The sequence below is a fragment of the Neorhizobium petrolearium genome (assembly GCF_017873175.1).
Lineage (GTDB): Bacteria > Pseudomonadota > Alphaproteobacteria > Rhizobiales > Rhizobiaceae > Neorhizobium > Neorhizobium petrolearium.
On record NZ_JAGGJW010000004.1, the window covers coordinates 312,435 to 331,529 of the forward strand.

A 19,095-nucleotide genomic window follows, 5' to 3' on the forward strand; every position below is an offset into this window, starting at 1 on the left:
CGTTCACGTCAATTATAGGTCGCGAACCGAAGAAAGCAAGTTCGGCCTTTCGCGACCAAATGCCCCTGCTATAAAGGCCGACAGTCCGAAGACAGGAATGGAAGGAACAGCATCATGGATCTCGGTCTTACCGGCAAACGCGCTCTCGTGCTCGCCTCATCGCGCGGCCTCGGCCTTGGAATTGCGAAGGCGCTCGCGGCGGAAGGCGCGAACGTGCTGCTCGTCGGCCGCTCAGGCGACCGCCTCGCGGAGAATTGCGAGGCGATCAATGCGGAAGGCAAAGGCAAGGCCGAATGGGTCTGGGGGGATATTGCCGACGACAATTTCGTCGCAGCCATGGTGAACGCGGTCAAGGAGAAGCTCGGCGGCATCGACATCCTCGTCAACAACACAGGCGGCCCGACACCCGGCACGACGGAGGATATGACGGCCGACAAGCTCGACACCTTCTTCCAGTCCATGGTGCTGCGCGTCATCACGCTTACCAATGCGCTGCTGCCGCAGATGAAGGAACAGGGTTTCGGCCGCATCCTGACGGTTGCTTCCTCCGGGGTCGTCGAACCGATCGCCAATCTCGCGCTTTCCAACACGCTGCGTTCGGCGCTGGTCGGCTGGAACAAGACGCTTGCGACGGAAGTGGCCAATTTCGGCATCACCGCCAACATGCTGCTTCCCGGGCGCATCCACACGGACCGTATCGATGAACTCGACAGTGCAAATGCAAAGCGCACCGGCAAGTCCCTCGAGGACGTGCGCGCCGCGTCGCTCAAGACGATCCCCGCAGGTCGTCTCGGCAAGGTGGAGGAATTCGCCGCCGCCGGCGCTTTCCTCTGCTCGGTTCCGGCAAGCTATGTCACCGGCACCACGCTGCGGGTCGATGGCGGCGCCTCGCGCTCGATCTGAGCATCGTCGTTCAATGTTGATTCGAATTGAGGTCTTCCTCTTCGGAGGATCTCAATTCCCGTGACGTAGGACACGAGCCGGCCCTGAAACCCACAGCATCGGCCCGAAAATCGGAATCGATTTTCGGAAAGCACGATGCGTAGATTCAAGGAGATAGAGCGTCCTTTGTGCGTCCATTCGGACGCACGGCGCTCTAGGGATCGCCGGCATGATCGAAAGCGTTCCGGAGGTAAACGAAGCTTCTTCGCCGGACAGTTCTTCCGCGACGCCTGCGCCGGCCTCCGCCGCCGCGGCGATCGCGGAAATGCTTGCGGTGGGAGACATGCCGGGACGCGATGCCGATGACCGGCCGGCGCGGCCCATTTCCGCGGCAGCCGCTATCGCCAGACCGGCACCCCTCCACGCGAGGCCGCTCGGTGCCTTCGAGGATGCGGTCATCTTCAACCTGCTCGACAACCTCTCGCCTTCGAGCCGCATCGCCGGCATCGTTCTGTCCGAAAGCGAGGAGCCGGCGCCAAGATCGCTGATCACGGCCTATTACGAAGACGCCTGATCGCCTTCCGATATCACGCAATCGCGTCTCGCGATCCGCCCGGCCCGGGCCTATGATCCGACGTTTCCTGACCCTCGGAGATTTCCCATGAAATTCGCACGACTGGCGCTTTCCGTGATCGGTGTCCTGCTGATTGCTCTCGGCCTTCTCTGGATCGGCCAGGGCAGCGGCATCTTTCCCTACCCGGCGCGTAGTTTCATGATCAACCAGACGCCATGGCTCATCAACGGCGCGATCGTCGCCGTCATCGGGCTTCTCGCCATCGGCGGCGCACGGCGGTTTCTCCGATAGCGGCATAGATCCGCCTGTCGCGAGACAGTCAGCCGGGATCAGTCGCGATAATTCGACAACCACTTGACGCCCGCTGCGGCCACAGTGACGAAACCCATGAATCCCGCCCAGGTTTCAACATAGACCGGTGGTGTGGCCGGCAATTCCCCTTCGATGTCGAAGTAGCCCAGGGTGAGCATGCCGGCGCACAGAACGAAAGCGAACGTCGCCCAAATCCATATCCGCAGGTATGACATTCATCTCCTCCTCCGCTGACGCGCGGCAGAAAAATAAACGAACGGCGGCGCCGGGAAAGTAAGCCAATCGACGTAAGTCCTTCAGATGAAGCAAGGCGGGAGGGTAACCTTAACGGATAACCTGAATATCGAACTCCGCTTGCACAAGCGGCCTCCGATGCCGTTTATGGTTGGTGCGCTGCAGCGCTGCCTAGGCGCTATGGGCGGTCGGGCCTGGGGGGCCTGGCCGCTTTCGGTTTTCAGCGCGAGAACTCTTTGAGATCAGAACCTTTCCGCCAGTTTCGGAAAGTCCTCGATCAGCCCGTCCCGCACCACGAAACTGATAGGCTCCTTCGGATACCGTTTGGTATCGACCAGCAGCCTTGCGAAGATGACGCGCCGTTCATCCTTCATCGCCCAGCCGACGAACCAGCCGAGCGGGCGGTCGCGATCCGTCTTGCCGGCCTTGTCGCGCAACCAGCCGGAACCGGTCTTGCCCTGGATGTCCCAGCCGTCGCCCGCTTCGAAATGCGGGGTGATGGCGAGCGTCATGTCGACGGCATGTTCGGAAATCGGCAGGCCGCCGGTCAGGAAGCGGCGGATGAACTGCACCTGCTCGTCGGCCGAAATCTTCAGCGAGGACATGAGCCAGGCTTCGGTCAGGCCGCCGGAGACATCGCGATTGCCGTAGCCGAAGCGCTGGATGTAGTCGGCGAAGGCGCGTTTTCCAAGCTTGCGAGTCAGTTCCTGCGAATACCAGACGATCGAGTCCTTTTCCCAGATCAGCGGATCGACATCTTTCTTCACCCGATCCGGCCCGCCGAACTTCGCCTGGTATTTCCAGCGCGGGTTTTCCGCATCGGTCAGGATGCCGGCGTCATATCCCATCATGGCCAAAGGAAGTTTGAAGGTCGATTGCGGATAAAAACCCTGGTCGCAGGTGCCCTGACGATAAAGCGTCTCGCCGCTCTGCTCATCGATAATCACGGTGCAGCGGATCGGCTCCGCCGCCCCGGCCGACGCAAAATCGAGGAAAGCTGCGGTAATTCCAAGAGAAAATGCCAGAATAAGGGAATTTCTGAAAGCCATGGTCAAAGCTCCGGTTGATGGGACATGGTTTTCTAGGCCGGCTTGCGAGCCCCAATCAAACGATGATATCTGCGGCGAGCCATAAACTGAATTAGGGCATTGCCATGGTCCGGCCATATTTACCGCTGAACGCGCTGCGCGCTTTCGAAGCGGCCGCAAGGCATCTCTCGTTCACCCGGGCGGCGATCGAGCTCTGCGTCACGCAGGCTGCCGTCAGCCATCAGGTGAAGCTTCTGGAACAGCGGCTCGGCGCGACGCTCTTCCGCCGCCTGCCGCGCGGGTTGATGATCACCGAGGAAGGACTGGCGCTCTTACCCTCGTTGCAGGAGAGTTTCGACCGCATGGCCGACATGCTGGAGCGGTTCGAGGGCGGGCATGTGCGCGAGGTGCTGAAGCTCGGCGCGGTCGGCACGCTGGCGGTCGGCTGGCTGTTGCCGCGTCTCCACGATTTTCGGGAAAGATATCCGTTCGTGGACCTCAGGCTTTCCACCAACAACAACCGTGTCGACATCGCCGCCGAAGGGCTCGACTACACGATCAAGTTCGGCAACGGCGCGTGGCACGATATCGAGGCGGAGGCGCTGTTCGAGGCGCCGCTTTCCGTCCTCTGCATCCCGGCGATCGCAAAGCAGCTCAAGTCGCCGGAGGACGTGACGCACCAGACGCTGCTCCGCTCCTACCGCGCCGACGAATGGCCGAGTTGGTTCGAGGCGGCGGGCGTCACCTCGCCATCGATCCGGGGCATGGTGTTCGACAGCTCCGTGCTGATGATCGAGACGGCTTTGCAGGGTGCCGGCGTGGCACTTGCCCCGCCGCTGATGTTCTCCCGGCAGCTCAGCTCGGGCGCACTCGAACAGCCCTTCGAGATCTACATTTCCAAAGGCAGCTATTGGCTGATCCGGCTGAAGTCGCGAAGCGTGACGCCGGCGATGGAGATGTTCCGCAACTGGCTTGCGGAACAGGCGGCGGAGACGCGCAGGCAGATGCAGAACTGAGTTTTCCGGGGTTGCCATCCGCCTCCCCTTGTGCGATCACGCGCCCTCTCAAAACATCCGGGGCGCCACGAAGCGCCCTTTTCGCGTTCGGAGCCTTCGGCTTCGGTTCAATGATCTTCTGTGGACAAAAGGAGCACGGCCATGGCACGGGCGCTCGGGCTTGATTTCGGCACGACGAATACGGTTCTGGCGCTTTCGGACGGCGCCGACGCCACGCATTCCATGCATTTTACGAGCAGCGCCGGCGAGACCGACACGATGCGCACGGCGCTTTCCTTCATGAAGGACCCGGTGATGGGCGCGCAGGCGCTGAAGGTCGAGGCGGGTCAGGCGGCGATCCGCCAGTTCATCGACAATCCCGGCGACTGCCGCTTCCTGCAGTCGATCAAGACCTTTGCGGCAAGCGCACTCTTCCAGGGCACGCTGATCTTCGCCCGCCGGCACGTCTTCGAGGACCTGATGGAGATCTTTCTGCGGCGGCTGAAGACCTATGCGGAGGAGAACTGGCCGAGCGACGTCTCGCGGGTCATCGCCGGGCGGCCGGTGCATTTCGCCGGCGCCAATCCGGACGCGAAGCTCGCCACCGAGCGCTACAACGCGGCGCTGACAAGGCTCGGCTTTCCGGAAATCCACTACGTCTACGAGCCGGTCGCGGCGGCCTATTACTTCGCGCAGACGCTGAAATCCGACGCGACCGTGCTGGTCGCGGACTTCGGCGGCGGCACGACCGACTATTCGCTGATCCGCTTCGAGCGGCAGGCAGGCAAGCTGATGGCGACCCCCATCGGCCATTCGGGCGTCGGCGTCGCGGGCGACCATTTCGACTACCGCATGATCGACAATCTCGTGGCGCCCGAGATTGGCAAGGGCACGTTCTTCCGGAGCTTCGACAAGGTGCTGGAAGTGCCGGCCGGCTATTACGCCAATTTCGGCCGCTGGAACCAGCTGTCGATCTTCAAGACCACGCGCGAATTCGCCGATCTCAAATCGCTGGTGCGCTCGGCGCTCGATCCGGACAAGCTGGAGCTGTTCATCGACCTCGTCGAGCATGACGAGGGCTATCCGCTCTACCAGGCGATCTCCGCCACCAAGATGGCGCTGTCGGGCGCGGAAGAGGCGGAATTCCATTTCCCGCCGCTTGGGCGTGCCGGCCGGAAGACGGTGAAACGCGCCGATTTCGAGACCTGGATCGCCGACGACCTGGCGCGCATCGAAGGCGCGCTCGACGAAGTGCTGGAGAAAACCGGCACGGTGCCGGGAGAGATCGACAAGGTGTTTTTGACCGGCGGCACGTCCTTCGTGCCGGCCGTGCGGCGCATCTTCACCCGGAGATTCGATGCCGGCAAGATCGAGAGCGGCGGCGAACTGCTGTCCATCGCGCACGGCCTGGCGCTGATCGGGGAAAGCGACAACGTTCGGCAATGGGCGGCGTGAGGGTCTGCTGTAGACATCCCCTCACCTGCAATTTCAGTATCTTAGCTGAAAGCTAAGCGCTAAATTTTGTTGGTGAGGGGGAAATAATGACATAACAAGGGTGGCTATGGCCGACCTAAACAGATTCCCACTTTCAGCCGACTTGCTGTAAGAACGATCCCATGAACGCCCAAACCCTCGACGCCCAGGAGCTTGCCGCCCTTCTGCATTTCTATGCGGACTCGGGCGTCGAATGGCTTGTCGAGGACGAGCCGGTCGATCGTTTCGCGCAGTTTGCAGCGCAGAAGGCCGCGCAGGCGGAGGCACGGATGCCCGCGACGGCGCGCCAGCCGCAGCCGGTACAGAACGAGCCGGCCCCCACGTCCCGAACGGGTGGGGCTTCCCCAGCTCCAAATCGCGTCGCCGCACGGCCTGCAGCCCCCACCCCTTCGCTCGCCGTGCCGGATAGCGAGGCTGTGGCCTCGGCCCGATTCGCAGCCGAAAGCGCCCGCTCGCTCGTCGAGTTGAAAACCGCGCTCGACGCCTTTACCGGCTGTAACCTGAAGAACGGCGCCCGCTCCACCGTGTTTGCAAGCGGGGACCCCTCTTCCGGCATCATGGTGATCGGCCCGACGCCGAATGCCGACGACGACCGCGACGGCATTCCTTTCTCCGGCCGGCAGGGCCAGTTGCTGGACAGGATGCTCGGCGCGATCGGGCTTGCGCGCGAGACCGTATTTCTCACCAACATCATTCCCTGGCGTCCGCCGGGCAACCGCATGCCTTCCGATGCCGAACTCGAAATCTGCCGGCCCTTCCTCGAACGGCAGGTGGCGCTTGCCGAGCCGAAGCTCCTGCTGCTGCTTGGCAATTTCCCGGCCCGCTTCTTCTTCGGCGCCAATGGCACGATCCATTCGCTGCGCGGAGAATGGCGCGACATCACCTTCGGGGGAGTCGACGCCGGAGCGATCGCGACGCTGCATCCGCAGGAGCTTCTTGCAGCACCCGCCAACAAGGCGCTTGCCTGGCAGGACCTTCTGACCTTCAAAAAACGGCTTTGAAGCCATCGACTGCCCGCATTTCGGGCAGAAGCTTGCGGAATGGCCACACGATTACAAAAATATGAAAAATGCCATGCGCCTGACGCATGGCAGCGCGGCGTTCTGCTGCATTGCAGAATCAATGTTGCGCTGCAATATTAGCCTCATGTCTTGGGAGGAACAGGTTTAAGGAACCAAGGCAATGACGACGCGCTTCCGCCCGATCCATTCGGGCTTCGAAACCCTCCGGATGGCAGGCCTTCAGCCGCGCTCGACGCAAGGGTATCACCGTTTCGGCTCAGCGACGAACGAGCAGATGACGTCCCGCGCGATGGCCCGCCCTACCGGCATCACGCGTCCGGCTGCCATCTTCGCGGATTTCCGCGAACGCTGATGGCCACAGCAAGGAAGCAGCCATGATGGCCATCCTCCATCCGATCCGCATGCTGCGGGAAAACCTCTCCGATATCAGCGCGGCAGTGAACGCCTCGCGCGAATTCAGCCGCGCGGGCGCCGCCCGGTACAGCTCCGAAACGATCAACCCTGTCACGGCGGCCATCCCGCTCTGATTTTCAGGTGCCCGCCCCTGGCGGCGAAGCCTTGCGCGCGGCCTTCCGCTCCAGCCCGAGCTGGTGTTCGCGGTAGATGATGAAAATTCCCGCCGAAACGGTGATCGCCGTGCCGATGAGCATGCTGACTGTCGGCACATCCCCGAACAGCACATAGGCAATGCAGATCCCGAGCAGGATCGACGTGTATTCGAACGGCGCGACCGTCGAGACGTCGGCATTGCGGTAGCCCTCGGTCAGAAGAACCTGTCCCACTCCGCCGCAGAAGCCGGCGCCGATCAGGAAGAGCTTTTCCGACGTGGACAATTCCACCCAGCCAAAGGGCAGGCTGACCAGCGAAAACACCGCCCCGCTCAGCGAGAAGAAAAGCACGATCGTCGCCGTTTTCTCTGTGCGCACGAGCTGGCGCGTCTGTATCATCGCAAACCCGGCCAGCACTGCCGATATGATGACGGAAACCGCGCCGATCGCCTGTTCGGACCCCATGCCGCCCTGTTGGAACATGGTCAGCTTCGGCCAGGAAATAATGACCACGCCGATCATGCCGATCAGAACCGCGGTCCACCGATAGACACGCACCGTCTCCTTCAGGAAGATTGCGGCGAAGACGACAGCGAGCAGTGGCGTGGAATAGCCGATCGCGATCGCATCCGGCATGGGCAAATGCACCAGTCCATAGAACCCAAAACCCATGGAGAGAATGCCGAGAAAACCACGCTTCAGGTGCCCAAACGGACTGTCGGTGCGAAATGCGCCCCGCAACTCGCCCTCGAACGCGAGATAAGCCATGATGGGCACGATTGCGAAGGCGGAGCGGTAAAAGGTGATCTGACCGGCTGGAATATCAGGCCCCGCGGATTTGATGCAGGTCTGCATCATCACGAAAATCACCACGGAGGAGACTTTGAACATGATCCCCCGCAAGGGATTCAGGGCATCGGCGGCGGCCATCAACAACTCATTGAAATCTTAGGCCGCATCGAAAACGGAGCCTGCAAGGAAAAGAGGGGATTCAGTTTGTCGGCAGAGTAACGGAAAAGCGCTGCGCGCGAGATCAAAACTGATGATGGGTTGATCAATATCCGTGACCTGATGAAATATACCGAAACAAAATGAGGTTTAATTTAGCCAAAGTTTCAACAATCGTTTAGCATTGCATGCAAGTATGCGCGCGGCGTCGGGCAAAAGCCAGTGAACGGGAGCATTCATCACTCCCAATGCCATTTTTGAAGAGCCGGTTCAGGAAGTAACATGCGAACAGATACGGGCCAGATCGTTCATCTGGCAGATTACCGCCCCACCGATTTCGTCCTGGAACGCGTCGATCTGACTTTCGAGCTCGACCCGACCAACACCAAAGTGGAGGCGCGGCTGATCTTCCACCGACGCGAAGGTGTCGATCCCTCTGTACCCCTCGTCCTCGACGGCGACGAACTCACCCTTTCCGGGCTGTTGATAGATCAATCCGAAGCGCCAGCCAGCCGGTATGACGCGACGCCGGAAAGTCTGACGATCCGCGATCTGCCGGCCGAAACACCCTTCGAGGTCACCGTCACCACCTTCATCAATCCGGAAGCCAACAGCCATTTGATGGGGCTCTACCGCACCAGCGGCGTCTATTGCACCCAGTGCGAGGCCGAAGGCTTCCGCCGCATCACCTATTTCCCCGACCGTCCCGACGTTCTTGCGCCCTATACGATCACCATCATCGCCGGCAAGGCCGCCAATCCGGTGATGCTGTCGAACGGCAATTTCCTCGGTGGCGGCGATTACGACGAAGGCCGGCATTTCGCCGCCTGGTTCGATCCGCATCCGAAGCCTGCCTATCTGTTCGCGCTGGTGGCGGGCGACCTCGGCGTGGTCGAGGACACGTTCACCACCATGTCGGGCCGCGACGTCAAGCTCCGGATCTACGTGGAGCACGGCAAGGAGCCGCGCGCCGCTTACGCCATGGATGCGCTCAAACGCTCGATGAAGTGGGACGAGGAACGCTTCGGCCGCGAATATGATCTCGACATCTTCATGATCGTCGCCGTATCGGACTTCAACATGGGGGCCATGGAAAACAAGGGCCTCAACGTCTTCAACGACAAATACGTGCTGGCCGACCCCGAGACCGCAACCGATCAGGACTACGCCAATATCGAGGCGATCATCGCGCATGAATATTTCCACAACTGGACCGGCAACCGCATTACCTGCCGCGACTGGTTCCAGCTCTGCCTCAAGGAAGGGCTGACGGTTTATCGCGACCACGAATTTTCGGCCGACCAGCGCTCGCGCGCCGTCAAGCGCGTCGCCGAGGTGCGGCATCTGAAGTCGGAGCAGTTCCCCGAGGATGCAGGCCCGCTCGCCCATCCCGTCCGCCCGACGAAATACCGCGAAATCAACAATTTCTATACGACGACGGTCTACGAAAAAGGCTCGGAAGTCACCCGCATGATCGCGACCCTGCTCGGGAGCAAGGATTTCAAGGCGGGCATGGACCTCTATTTCGAGCGCCATGACGGTCAGGCGGTCACTGTCGAGGACTATCTGAAGTGCTTCGAGGATGCGAGCGGCCGCGATCTTGAGCAATTCTCACTCTGGTATCATCAGGCAGGTACGCCGCTCGTTACGGCTTCGAGCAGCTACGACCAGAAAAAGGGGACATTTACGCTGTCTCTGGAGCAGATGCTTCCGGCCACGCCCGGCCAGTCGAACAAGGAGCCGATGCACATTCCGCTCTCCCTGGCGCTGATCCTCGACAATGGCCAGATTGCAGCGCCGACAGCCGTCAAGGGCGGCGAAATGACCGGCGATGTTCTGCATCTTACAGAACGCAAGCAGACCTTCACCTTCTTCGGCATCTCGTCCCGACCGGTTCTGTCGCTCAACCGCTCGTTCTCGGCGCCGATCAACCTGCATTTCGACCAGACGCCGGCCGATCTTGCCCATATCGCCCGCCACGACACCGACCTCTTCGCCCGCTGGCAGGCCCTCACCGACCTTGCGATGCCGAACCTCATGCAGGCGGCACGCGACGCCCGCGAGGGCAAGGAGATCACCTGCGATCCGGCGCTCACCGCAGCACTCCTCGAAGCCGCCGGTGACGAGGCGCTGGAGCCCGCATTCCGCGCGCAGGTGCTGACGCTGCCGAGCGAGGCCGATATTGCCCGCGAACTCGGCGGCAACAACGACCCGGACGCGATCCATGCCGGAAGGCATGCGATCCTTTCGACGATCGCCAAGGCCGGTGAAAAGGCTTTCCTTGCGATTTTTGACGGGATGACGATCGGCGGCCCCTATACGCCGGATGCCGCAAGCGCCGGCAAGCGGGCATTGAGGAACAGTGCACTTGCCTACTTGACCTATGCGGAAGGGACACCCGCCCGCGCGACGCAAGCCTTCGCCGCTGCCGACAACATGACCGATCTGGCGCAGGCGCTGACGCTGCTCGCCCACCGGTTCCCGGACTCGGCGGAAGCGCAAGGCGCGCTCGATACGTTCCTGAGGCGGTTTGACGGCAATGCGCTCGTCATCGACAAGTGGTTCTCGATCCAGGCGACGATTCCGGGCGCGGGCGCACTCGCCCGTGTCAAGGCCTTGATGGAGAACCCGCGCTTCGTATCGACCAATCCGAACCGCGTACGTTCGCTGATCGGCACTTTCGCCTTTGGTAATCCGACCGGCTTCAATCGACCGGATGGCGAGGGCTACCGGTTCCTCGCCGAGCAGATCCTTTCGATCGACCCGAAGAACCCGCAGCTTGCCGCCCGCATCCTTACTTCGATGCGGTCATGGCGGTCGCTGGAGCCGCAGCGTGCGGACCATGCCCGCTCGGCACTGGCGACCATCGAACGGGCCGAAACGCTGTCGACCGACGTGCGCGACATCGTCGAACGCATGCTGAAGGGGTGATCGATCGGCACGAGGGAAGAAATTTTCCCGTGCTATTGCTTGAAAAATCGCGCGACGAGCGCCCGGCAGTAGTCGGGCGTCGGCTCCCTGTCACCGAACAGGATGTGATAGACAATCGGCGCCACCACGAAATCGACAGCCTCGCCGAGATCGAAAGGCGTCTCGCCGCGTGCCGAGGCTCTTTTCCGCAGGGTCTCCAGATGATGATAGGTATATTGGCAGCATTTTACCGGAGCATTGCCTTCCAGGCTTCCGAGCACGTCCGCGAGCAGCGCGCGCCCCACTCTTGAGGACATTTCCTCCGCATATTGCAGGATGAAGGCTTCGAAATCGGAGGTCATCGCTCCCGTATCTTCAGGATCGGCTATCGGCCGCATGCGGTCGACAGCCACATCCGCCAGAAGTTCAGAAAGATCACCCCAGCGGCGATAGATGGTCGAGGGAGTGACACCCGCCTTGTCGGCGATCATCGGTACGGTGATCTCGCCCCGGTCCATGTTCTTCAGCAGTTCCTGAACCGTGCGGTGCACCGCCTCCTGGATCCGCGCGCTACGCCCGCCCTGCCGCAACATCTCCCTCGCCACTTTTCTTCTCCTTGCCGGCATTCCGCCGGAAAATCGTTCTTATTAATGCAAAGATATTGCATTAGCGCGGAAATGCAACTAAATGCCATTAACGCTAAAGATTTGCGTTTAGGTGAACCTATGAGCAGTATCCTCCCCTCTGCAACGTCTCCATCCGCTTTCCGGATGACGGTCTACAGCTTCACATTCGCGGTGCTGATTTCGGTCTGCAGCAGTGCGCCAACTCCGCTCTATCACCTCTATCAGGAACTTTTTGACCTCTCGCCAGCGATGATCACAATGATCTTCGGGTCCTATGCCTTCGCGCTTCTTGCCGCGCTTCTGACGTTCGGCGGACTTTCCGATTACGTGGGACGCAGGCCACTGATCCTCGCCGCCCTTGTCATCAACGCCACCGCGCTGGTGATCTTCATGCTGGCCGAATCCGGCGCCATGCTGATGGCCGGCCGCATCGTCCAGGGCATAGCGACCGGCCTCGCCTTCCCGACTTTCGGCGCCACGATCCTCGACAGCGACAAACGGCACGGGCCGATCCTCAACAGCATAACGGCCTTTCTCGGTCTGATGATCGGCACGCTTGCGACCGGCACGCTCGTGGCCTTCGCGCCTGCGCCGACATATCTCATCTACGCGATTCTGTTAGTCGCCACCATCGCCGGCATTATCGCGCTCGCCTTCATGCCTGAAACCATCACCAGACGATCCGGCGCGCTCGCCGCCATGCGGCCGCGCATCAGCGTGCCACCCCGTGCCCGTGGGGCACTCATCAAGGTCACGCCGGTCAATGTTGCCAGCTGGGCGCTTGCCGGCTTCTACCTCTCGCTTATGCCGACCCTGGTCGCGGTCGCGACCGGTATTACCTCGCCTTTCGTCGGGGGCGCAGTCGTCGCCACCTCCATGCTCAGCGCCACGGTCTCGGTCTTCGTTTTTCGCGCGTTCGCGCCGCAACGGGTTCTGTTCTCTGCTACGACCGGGCTGATGATCGGCGTTCTGATCACGTTGCTCGGCGTGGAGGAACGAGCCGTCGGGCTTCTCTTTCTCGGTACGGCGGTCGCTGGTCTCGGTCTTGGATCGATCTTTTCAAACATCCTGAAGATTGTTCTGCCGCTCGCTGAAAGCCATGAACGGGCCGGCCTGTTTTCCGCCTTCCTGGTGGAAAGTTATCTCGCCTTTGCGGTTCCCGCTATCATCGCCGGCCTTGCCGCACCGGCACTGGGTCTCTCCGCAACGGCCTACATCTATGGCGCGGTCATCATCCTGCTTGCCGCGATTTCCATCGCAGCCACCCGCACCGGCCTCATCGAAAACCCGGCTGTCTGACCCGACGGCCGGCTCCTTCATTCGAAGAGGGGCTATATTGGTTCCTTACCGACCAGCCTTTTAGTTCGATGAGATCATCGGCGCCATATTGGCCGGCCTGCTTCCGATCGCGCTCAATGCCTATGACAAGGGCTGATCGCTCCACCCGGCGCAAGTGATTTGCCGCTCCTTTTGACAGGCAGCCATACAGCCGAGACACCCGGTCGGCATGGGTCTCGTCCGATTCGCAATTGAATCAAAGTGTTAAAAAAATATTAGCAACCCTCTGGACACGAAGAATCACTAGTGATTCATTAGGTTAGATTCGGGCGAGCGGCGCCTCGAATCACACGAGGGACCACAATGAGGACGATGTCGGGCGTGCAGCGGGCAACCGCGGCCGAGGGGCGGCTGCGTTTCAAATTTCCGAGCTTCGCAGGTTTGGGGCGCATCTCTCCGGAGGAGGTGCGGCTTTCCGTCAAGCCCATCTCGCGGCAGTTGCCGCGGGTGGAATTGGTTCTGAAGCGTTCCATCCCCCTTCTCATCGTTGCCTTCCTCTCCGTCGTCGCAGCCTCGCGCGTTCTCGGCATCGTGGCGGAATACGGGCGGATGGAAGATGCGGCCCGGCAGTCGACGGCGCTGATGGCGGCCGCGGCTCGCGCTGCCTTCTCCGGTGAACCGGCCTTTTCCAGCCGTGACCGGGCCATCGCGGAAATGCGCCTCGGCTCCTTCCTGCCGCAGCAACAGCTGAAATCCGACACCTTCCTTCTCCTTGTCGACGAAGCCGGGCGTGTCTTTGGCGGATCGGGCGAGATCGCGGCCTATATCGGGCGGCGCCTCACATCCGTGCTGCCGGAAACCGCTGCGTTGCGCCGTTTCGGCGGCGACGGTGTGATCGAGACCTATTTCGGGGAAATTCCCCATTATGCAGCGATCCAGCCGCTCGGCAGCGAAGGCGCGCTCATCGTCGCAGCCCAATCGCTCGACGGCATTCATCGCTTCTGGCGGCGGGAAGTATCGCTCAACGTCACGCTTTTCACCGGCATTTCGGCGATCCTGCTCATCATCCTCTACGCCTACTACATGCAGGTCAAACGCGCCCGTGAGGCCGACGATATCTTCGTCGAATCCAATCTGCGTATCGAAACCGCACTGTCGCGAGGCCGCTGCGGGCTTTGGGATTTCGACGTTACCAACAAGCGCCTCTTCTGGTCCGGCTCCATGTACGAGATGCTCGGCCTGCCGCCCGGCAGCAACGTCATCTCCTTTGCCGACGCAGCACGGATGATGCATCCGAGCGACGGCAATATCTGCACGCTTGCCCGGGCCATAAGCCGCGGCAATGCCCGGCAGGTGGACCAGGTTTTTCGCATGCGCCATGCCGCGGGCCACTATGTCTGGATGCGCGCCCGCGCCCAGGTGGTGAAGACCGCCGCCGGCCGGACCCACGTCATCGGCATCGCCATGGACGTGACCGAGCAGCATCGTCTCGCCCAGCGATATGCCGAAGCCGACCAGCGGCTTGCGGACGCGATCGAATGCACGTCGGAAGCCTTCGTTCTGTGGGATAAGAACGACCGGCTCGTGATGTGCAACACCCATTTCCAGCAGGCTTACGGGCTGCCGGATAGCGTGCTGGTGCCGGGCACCGAACGTGCCTCCGTCAACGCGGCGGCCGCCCGGCCGGTCATCGAGCGGCGTGTCGCCGATCCGGACGGCAGCGGCCTTTCCCGCACGACGGAAGTGCAGCTTGCCGACGAACGCTGGCTGCAGATCAACGAACGACGCACTCGTGACGGCGGCCTCGTCTCGGTCGGCACCGACATCACTCTCCTGAAGCGCCACCAAGAGCGGCTGCGCGACAGCGAGCGCCGGCTGATGGCGACGATCGGAGACCTTTCCTCTTCGCAGAAGAAGCTGGAGCGTCAGAAAGCCGAGCTTTCGATCGCCAATGCCAATTACCAGGCGGAAAAGGAACGCGCCGAGGCAGCCAACAAGGCGAAGTCCGATTTCCTCGCCAACATGTCGCATGAACTCAGAACGCCGCTCAACGCCATCCTCGGCTTTTCGGAAATCCTGATGAACGGCATGTTCGGGCCGCTCGGCTCGTCGAAATATTCGGAATATTCCAAGGATATCTACGACAGCGGCAAGCATCTCCTGAACGTCATCAACGACATCCTCGACATGTCGAAGATCGAGGCCGGCCACATGCGCATCCAGTGCGAGGCGGTCGACCTGAAGTCGCTGATCGAAGAAAGCCTGCGTCTGACCTCCATCTCGGCTCAGGACAAGGCCATCATCATCCGCCAGCGCCTGTGCGACAGCCTCGACATGGCCGGCGACCGGCGCGCGCTGAAACAGGTGCTGCTCAACCTCCTCTCCAACGCCGTCAAGTTCACCAACGAGGGTGGCAAGGTCGAATTGCGCGCCCGCAGGCTTGAAAAGGGCACGGTGCTGACCATTGCCGATACGGGCATCGGCATCCCCAAGGAATCGCTCAGCAAGATCGGCCAGCCCTTCGAGCAGGTGCAGAGCCAGTATGCCAAGAGCAAGGGCGGTTCGGGGCTCGGGCTTGCCATCTCCCGCTCGCTGATCTCGCTCCACGGCGGCACGATGCGCATCCGTTCCCAGGTCGGCAGGGGAACCGTGGTTTCGCTGCATATCCCCGACCGGCCGCTGCAGGCGGCACGGAAACGGTCGGCGTAAGACTCACATAATCCTCGACATGGCGGACGCGCGGCGTCGGTGCATCAGATTACCTTGCAGGTGGTGGGTCAAAAGAACTCAGGGACAAGCGTGCGAAAGCGAATCCGCCTTAACGCCACGTGTTATCTGTCTGTTGTGGACTCCGGTTAACATCGCAGCAAGACTAGGAAATGAAGCGGGGGGAGTATGTCGCCAGAATGCCCGTTCTGCATGGCAAACCGAAGCGGGAAGGACCAGCCCGTTTTCGCCAACGAAACCTGCTTCTTCCTCAAAAGTGCAGATGAGGTTCTCCAGCATTCTGGCATGATCATCCCATTCAGGCACGTCAGCTCACCATTCGATCTCACCCCTGCCGAGTGGATCGATACTTTTGATCTCCTGATTAGAGCCAAAATCCATTTAGGCCAGACAGAGCCTCACGGCTTCAACTTGGGATGGAATGTAGGGCAAGCGGCAGGGCAGGCAGTCAATCACGTGCATCTGCACGTAATTGCGCGCTTCGCCGACGAACCGCTCACAGGTCAAGGCATACGCTATCACCTCAAGCAATTGAAGAACCGCCGACAATCGTCACCTGACTGCCCCGGGAATAACGGTTCTCCCAAACACCTCCCGCACCGCCTTTGAAAGCCTCTTGACCTCCCCTTCGAGCGTCCCGATATCCGGGCAGTCACCTGCCCGGCAGACACGCTCCAGGAGACCTGCCGGCGCGTCTTTCGGATCGAAGGGACCGTCGACGCAAAGCCGGATGACCTGGGAAAGCTCGGTGAACAAACGTAACGCTTCGAGGCAAGCGTCGAGATCGCCGGGCGGCATCAGCTTGCTGCCCAGCGTCTTCAGTGCCTCGGCCGTACTGAAGCCATAGGTATCGATGGCGACGCCGCTCGCCGGCGCGATGAGGCGCAGATACTGCGCAATGAACTCGATATCGATCAGGCCGCCGGGGATCAGCTTGAAATCCCAGATGTCGCGCGGCGGCTTTTCCTTTTCGATTAGCGCGCGCATCTCGGCCACATCCTTGGCAATCTTGCCGACGCCCCGCCTGGCCGACAGCACTTCGCCGATCACATCCCTCGCCTCGTTCACAAGGCTTTCATCGCCGCAGACGAGACGGGCGCGCGTCAGCGCCATATGTTCCCAGGTCCATGCTTCCTCGCGCTGATACTTGCTGAAAGCGTTGATGCGGGTGGCAACCGGCCCCTTGTTGCCCGACGGCCGCAGGCGAAGATCAACCTCGAAGATCACGCCTTCCGCCATGGGCGCGGAAAGTGCTGCGATCAGCCGCTGTGTGATGCGGGTAAAATAACGGGTGGAATCGATGGGCTTCGGCCCCTCGCTTTCCATTGCGTCTCCGTCGTAGTCATAGAGAAGGATGAGGTCGACGTCGGAGCCGGCGGTGAGCTCGAAGCTGCCGAGCTTGCCCATCCCCATCACCGCGACACGCCCGCCGGGATAGGCGCCATGCGCGGCCGTGATTTCCGCAGTGACCGCCTTCAGCGCGGCCTCGATCAGGAGATTGGCAAGATGGGTGAAGGCGCGCGCCGCCTCGACGCCCGAGATCGCTCCGGTAAGCAGCCTGATCCCGATCAGGAAACGCTGTTCGGCAGCGAAGATGCGCAGCCGGTCGAGCAGTTCCTCGTAAGCCCTTGCACCGCCGATGAAGGTCGTCAGCCGCTGAGAAAGGTATCCCCGGGTCGGCAGCTCGGCCATCAGGCCGGGGTCCAGCATGCCGTCGAAGACATGCGGCTTGGAGGCGACGATATCCGCCAGCCTTGGGGCCGACGACATGATCGTGACGATCAGCGCCAATAGCGGCGGGTTGTTGCCGATCAGCGAGAAGAGCTGGATTCCGGCCGGCAGGCCTTTGAGAAAATGATCGAAGCGCAGCAGCGCCTCGTCGGCCCGCTTGCTTTCCCCAAATGCCTTGAGCAGCGCCGGCATGAGCTCCGTCAGTCGCTCGCGCGCCTCGACAGATTGCGTCGCCCGGTATCGGCCATAATGCCAGGTGCGGATGACGCGGGACATGTCGGCGGGTCGCTCGAAGCCGAGCGAAGCGAGCGTCTCAAGCGTGCCGGGATCATCGTGCTGTCCCGTGAAGACAAGGTTGCCGTCGCCGCCCGAAAGCTTCGCCTCCTGTTCGAAGAGCCGTGCGTAGCGTCTTTCGACCGTGCGCAGCACCTCTTCCAGCCTGGCCGAAAAGCTCGCCGCATCGGCAAAACCCAGCATGAAGGCTATTCGCTTCAACTCGGCATCCGTCTCCGGCAGGTTATGGGTCTGCTCGTCATGCACCATCTGGATGCGATGCTCGACATCGCGCAGGAACCAGTAAGCCTCGGTGAGTTCCCCGGCGATCTCCGGCGCGATCCAGTTCGCCTCGGCAAGGGCGGCAAGCGCCGCCTCCGTCTCCCGGGCGCGCAGCGGCGGCATGCGGCCGCCGGCGATCAATTGCTGGGTCTGGGCGAAGAACTCGATCTCGCGGATGCCGCCGCGGCCGAGCTTCACGTCATGGCCCTTCACGGCGATCGCGCCATGCCCCTTGTGGACGTGGATCTGCCGCTTGATCGAATGGATGTCGGCGATCGCCGCATAGTCGAGATATTTGCGGAAGACGAAGGGGATCAGAAGCCGCAGGAAATTATCGCCGGCAGCAATGTCGCCCGCAACCGGCCGGGCCTTGATGAAGGCCGCCCGCTCCCAGTTCTGCCCCCTGCCCTCGTAATAGATCAGCGCCGCATCGAGCGAGACGGCAAGCGGCGTCGAACCGGGGTCGGGGCGCAGGCGCAGATCGGTGCGGAAGACGTAGCCGTCCGCCGTGCGCTCCTGCAGGATGCGGATCAGCCGCCGCATCATCCGCCCGTAGATTTCCGAAGCGTCGAACGGATCGGTCAGAATGCCCGCTTCCGGATCGTAAAAGACGACGATGTCGATGTCGGAAGAATAGTTGAGTTCGCGGCCGCCGAGCTTGCCCATGCCGAGCACGATGAGGCCCGAACCCCTGCTCGGTTCGGCAGGATCGGCAAGCTTCAGCTTGCCGCTCTCATGGCCGGCGAGCAAAAGATGGTCGATCGTTGCCGCGACGGAAGCATCGGCAAAGGCGCTCAGCCAGCGCGTCGTGTCCCGAGCGGAAAAGATGCGCGCAAGATCGGCGAGCGCGACCAGAAAACTCAAACCCCGCCGAGCGTTCCTGAGTGTCGTCATCACCTCGTTTTCCGAGGGCGCCTTGCCGTCTTTCGGACGCCATGAATTGCGCGCCGAATCGATCAGTTGTTCCAAAGCCGGCTCGAGCGGCTCACCTATCGCTGTAGCGAGAAGGGTCGGAGAAACGGCGGCCGTGTCGCGCAGATAGGGTGAAAGCGTGAAGGCTGCGGCGATAAAGTCCTTCAGGGGACTTTCCTTCGTGAGCAGATCGGCAACCGCCGGCTCGGACTTGCCCATATCCTTCAAGGCGGCCATCGCCGCCTTCAACTCCGCCTGGTTCAGCGGGCGTATCACCTCCGCCTTGACCGCATCGAGCCGGTTCAGTTTTCCCGACACC

At 61.6% G+C, this 19,095-nt stretch carries 17 protein-coding genes; 12 read left to right on the forward strand and 5 right to left on the reverse strand.

From position 1 onward, the window contains the following. Positions 1-114 precede the first annotated feature (114 nt). The 3 genes from J2046_RS09910 (at position 115) to J2046_RS09920 (ending at position 1,747) form a co-directional block, all read left to right on the forward strand. Complete coding sequence (locus J2046_RS09910) at positions 115-903, forward strand: SDR family oxidoreductase (RefSeq protein ID WP_210051222.1); 789 nt, start codon at positions 115-117, stop codon at positions 901-903. Positions 904-1,111: 208 nt separating this feature from the next. Then, a complete protein-coding gene (locus tag J2046_RS09915; protein WP_210051223.1) occupies positions 1,112-1,456 on the forward strand; it encodes a hypothetical protein in 345 nt (114 codons plus the stop codon). Positions 1,457-1,543: 87 nt separating this feature from the next. Next, the gene (locus J2046_RS09920; protein WP_210051224.1) at positions 1,544-1,747 is read left to right on the forward strand and encodes a hypothetical protein; all 204 of its coding nucleotides are present in this window, start codon (positions 1,544-1,546) and stop codon (positions 1,745-1,747) included. Positions 1,748-1,785: 38 nt separating this feature from the next. On the opposite strand, the gene J2046_RS09925 is transcribed toward J2046_RS09920, so the two are convergent. Together J2046_RS09925 and blaOXA are read right to left on the reverse strand one after the other, a co-directional pair. Beyond that, positions 1,786-1,983, reverse strand: coding sequence for a hypothetical protein (locus tag J2046_RS09925; protein ID WP_210051227.1), 198 nt, complete (start codon positions 1,981-1,983; stop codon positions 1,786-1,788). Between the two features lie 261 nt (positions 1,984-2,244). Next, a complete protein-coding gene (gene blaOXA / locus J2046_RS09930; protein ID WP_210051230.1) occupies positions 2,245-3,051 on the reverse strand; it encodes a class D beta-lactamase in 807 nt (268 codons plus the stop codon). Between the two features lie 104 nt (positions 3,052-3,155). Between blaOXA and J2046_RS09935 the strand changes: the two genes are divergently transcribed. The 5 genes from J2046_RS09935 to J2046_RS09955 all read left to right on the forward strand — a co-directional run bounded on the left by J2046_RS09935 (position 3,156) and on the right by J2046_RS09955 (position 7,068). Next, a complete protein-coding gene (locus tag J2046_RS09935; RefSeq protein WP_210051233.1) occupies positions 3,156-4,046 on the forward strand; it encodes a LysR family transcriptional regulator in 891 nt (296 codons plus the stop codon). 141 nt (positions 4,047-4,187) lie between these two features. After that, positions 4,188-5,480 (forward strand): Hsp70 family protein, encoded by a 1,293-nt coding sequence (locus J2046_RS09940; RefSeq protein WP_210051235.1) that lies wholly within the window; start codon positions 4,188-4,190, stop codon positions 5,478-5,480. 161 nt (positions 5,481-5,641) lie between these two features. Continuing rightward, positions 5,642-6,520, forward strand: a complete 879-nt coding sequence (locus J2046_RS09945) for a uracil-DNA glycosylase (protein WP_210051236.1) — start codon at positions 5,642-5,644, stop codon at positions 6,518-6,520. Between the two features lie 181 nt (positions 6,521-6,701). Continuing rightward, positions 6,702-6,893 (forward strand): hypothetical protein, encoded by a 192-nt coding sequence (locus J2046_RS09950; protein ID WP_210051237.1) that lies wholly within the window; start codon positions 6,702-6,704, stop codon positions 6,891-6,893. Positions 6,894-6,915: 22 nt separating this feature from the next. Continuing rightward, on the forward strand, positions 6,916-7,068 hold the full coding sequence (locus tag J2046_RS09955) for a hypothetical protein (RefSeq protein ID WP_210051239.1): 153 nt from the start codon (positions 6,916-6,918) through the stop codon (positions 7,066-7,068). A gap of 3 nt (positions 7,069-7,071) precedes the next feature. Here the strand turns inward: J2046_RS09955 and J2046_RS09960 are convergent, their stop codons facing one another. Next, the gene (locus J2046_RS09960) at positions 7,072-8,019 is read right to left on the reverse strand and encodes a DMT family transporter (protein ID WP_210051242.1); all 948 of its coding nucleotides are present in this window, start codon (positions 8,017-8,019) and stop codon (positions 7,072-7,074) included. 300 nt (positions 8,020-8,319) lie between these two features. Between J2046_RS09960 and pepN the strand changes: the two genes are divergently transcribed. Continuing rightward, positions 8,320-10,968 (forward strand): aminopeptidase N, encoded by a 2,649-nt coding sequence (pepN, locus tag J2046_RS09965; protein WP_210051244.1) that lies wholly within the window; start codon positions 8,320-8,322, stop codon positions 10,966-10,968. 32 nt (positions 10,969-11,000) lie between these two features. Here the strand turns inward: pepN and J2046_RS09970 are convergent, their stop codons facing one another. After that, the gene (locus J2046_RS09970; RefSeq protein WP_325169741.1) at positions 11,001-11,552 is read right to left on the reverse strand and encodes a TetR/AcrR family transcriptional regulator; all 552 of its coding nucleotides are present in this window, start codon (positions 11,550-11,552) and stop codon (positions 11,001-11,003) included. A 120-nt stretch (positions 11,553-11,672) separates the two neighbouring features. On the opposite strand from J2046_RS09970, the gene J2046_RS09975 reads away from it, so the two are divergent. From J2046_RS09975 to J2046_RS09985, 3 genes are all read left to right on the forward strand, one after another. Continuing rightward, positions 11,673-12,872: an MFS transporter gene (locus J2046_RS09975; protein WP_210051246.1), complete on the forward strand. Its 1,200-nt coding sequence runs from the start codon at positions 11,673-11,675 to the stop codon at positions 12,870-12,872. 351 nt (positions 12,873-13,223) lie between these two features. Further along, complete coding sequence (locus tag J2046_RS09980) at positions 13,224-15,560, forward strand: PAS domain-containing sensor histidine kinase (RefSeq protein WP_210051628.1); 2,337 nt, start codon at positions 13,224-13,226, stop codon at positions 15,558-15,560. 210 nt (positions 15,561-15,770) lie between these two features. Then, positions 15,771-16,187 (forward strand): HIT family protein, encoded by a 417-nt coding sequence (locus tag J2046_RS09985; protein ID WP_233469650.1) that lies wholly within the window; start codon positions 15,771-15,773, stop codon positions 16,185-16,187. Here the strand turns inward: J2046_RS09985 and J2046_RS09990 are convergent. Then, positions 16,131-19,094 (reverse strand): bifunctional [glutamine synthetase] adenylyltransferase/[glutamine synthetase]-adenylyl-L-tyrosine phosphorylase, encoded by a 2,964-nt coding sequence (locus J2046_RS09990; protein ID WP_210051250.1) that lies wholly within the window; start codon positions 19,092-19,094, stop codon positions 16,131-16,133. The genes J2046_RS09985 and J2046_RS09990 overlap by 57 nt on opposite strands. Between the last annotated feature and the right edge of the window lies 1 nt (position 19,095).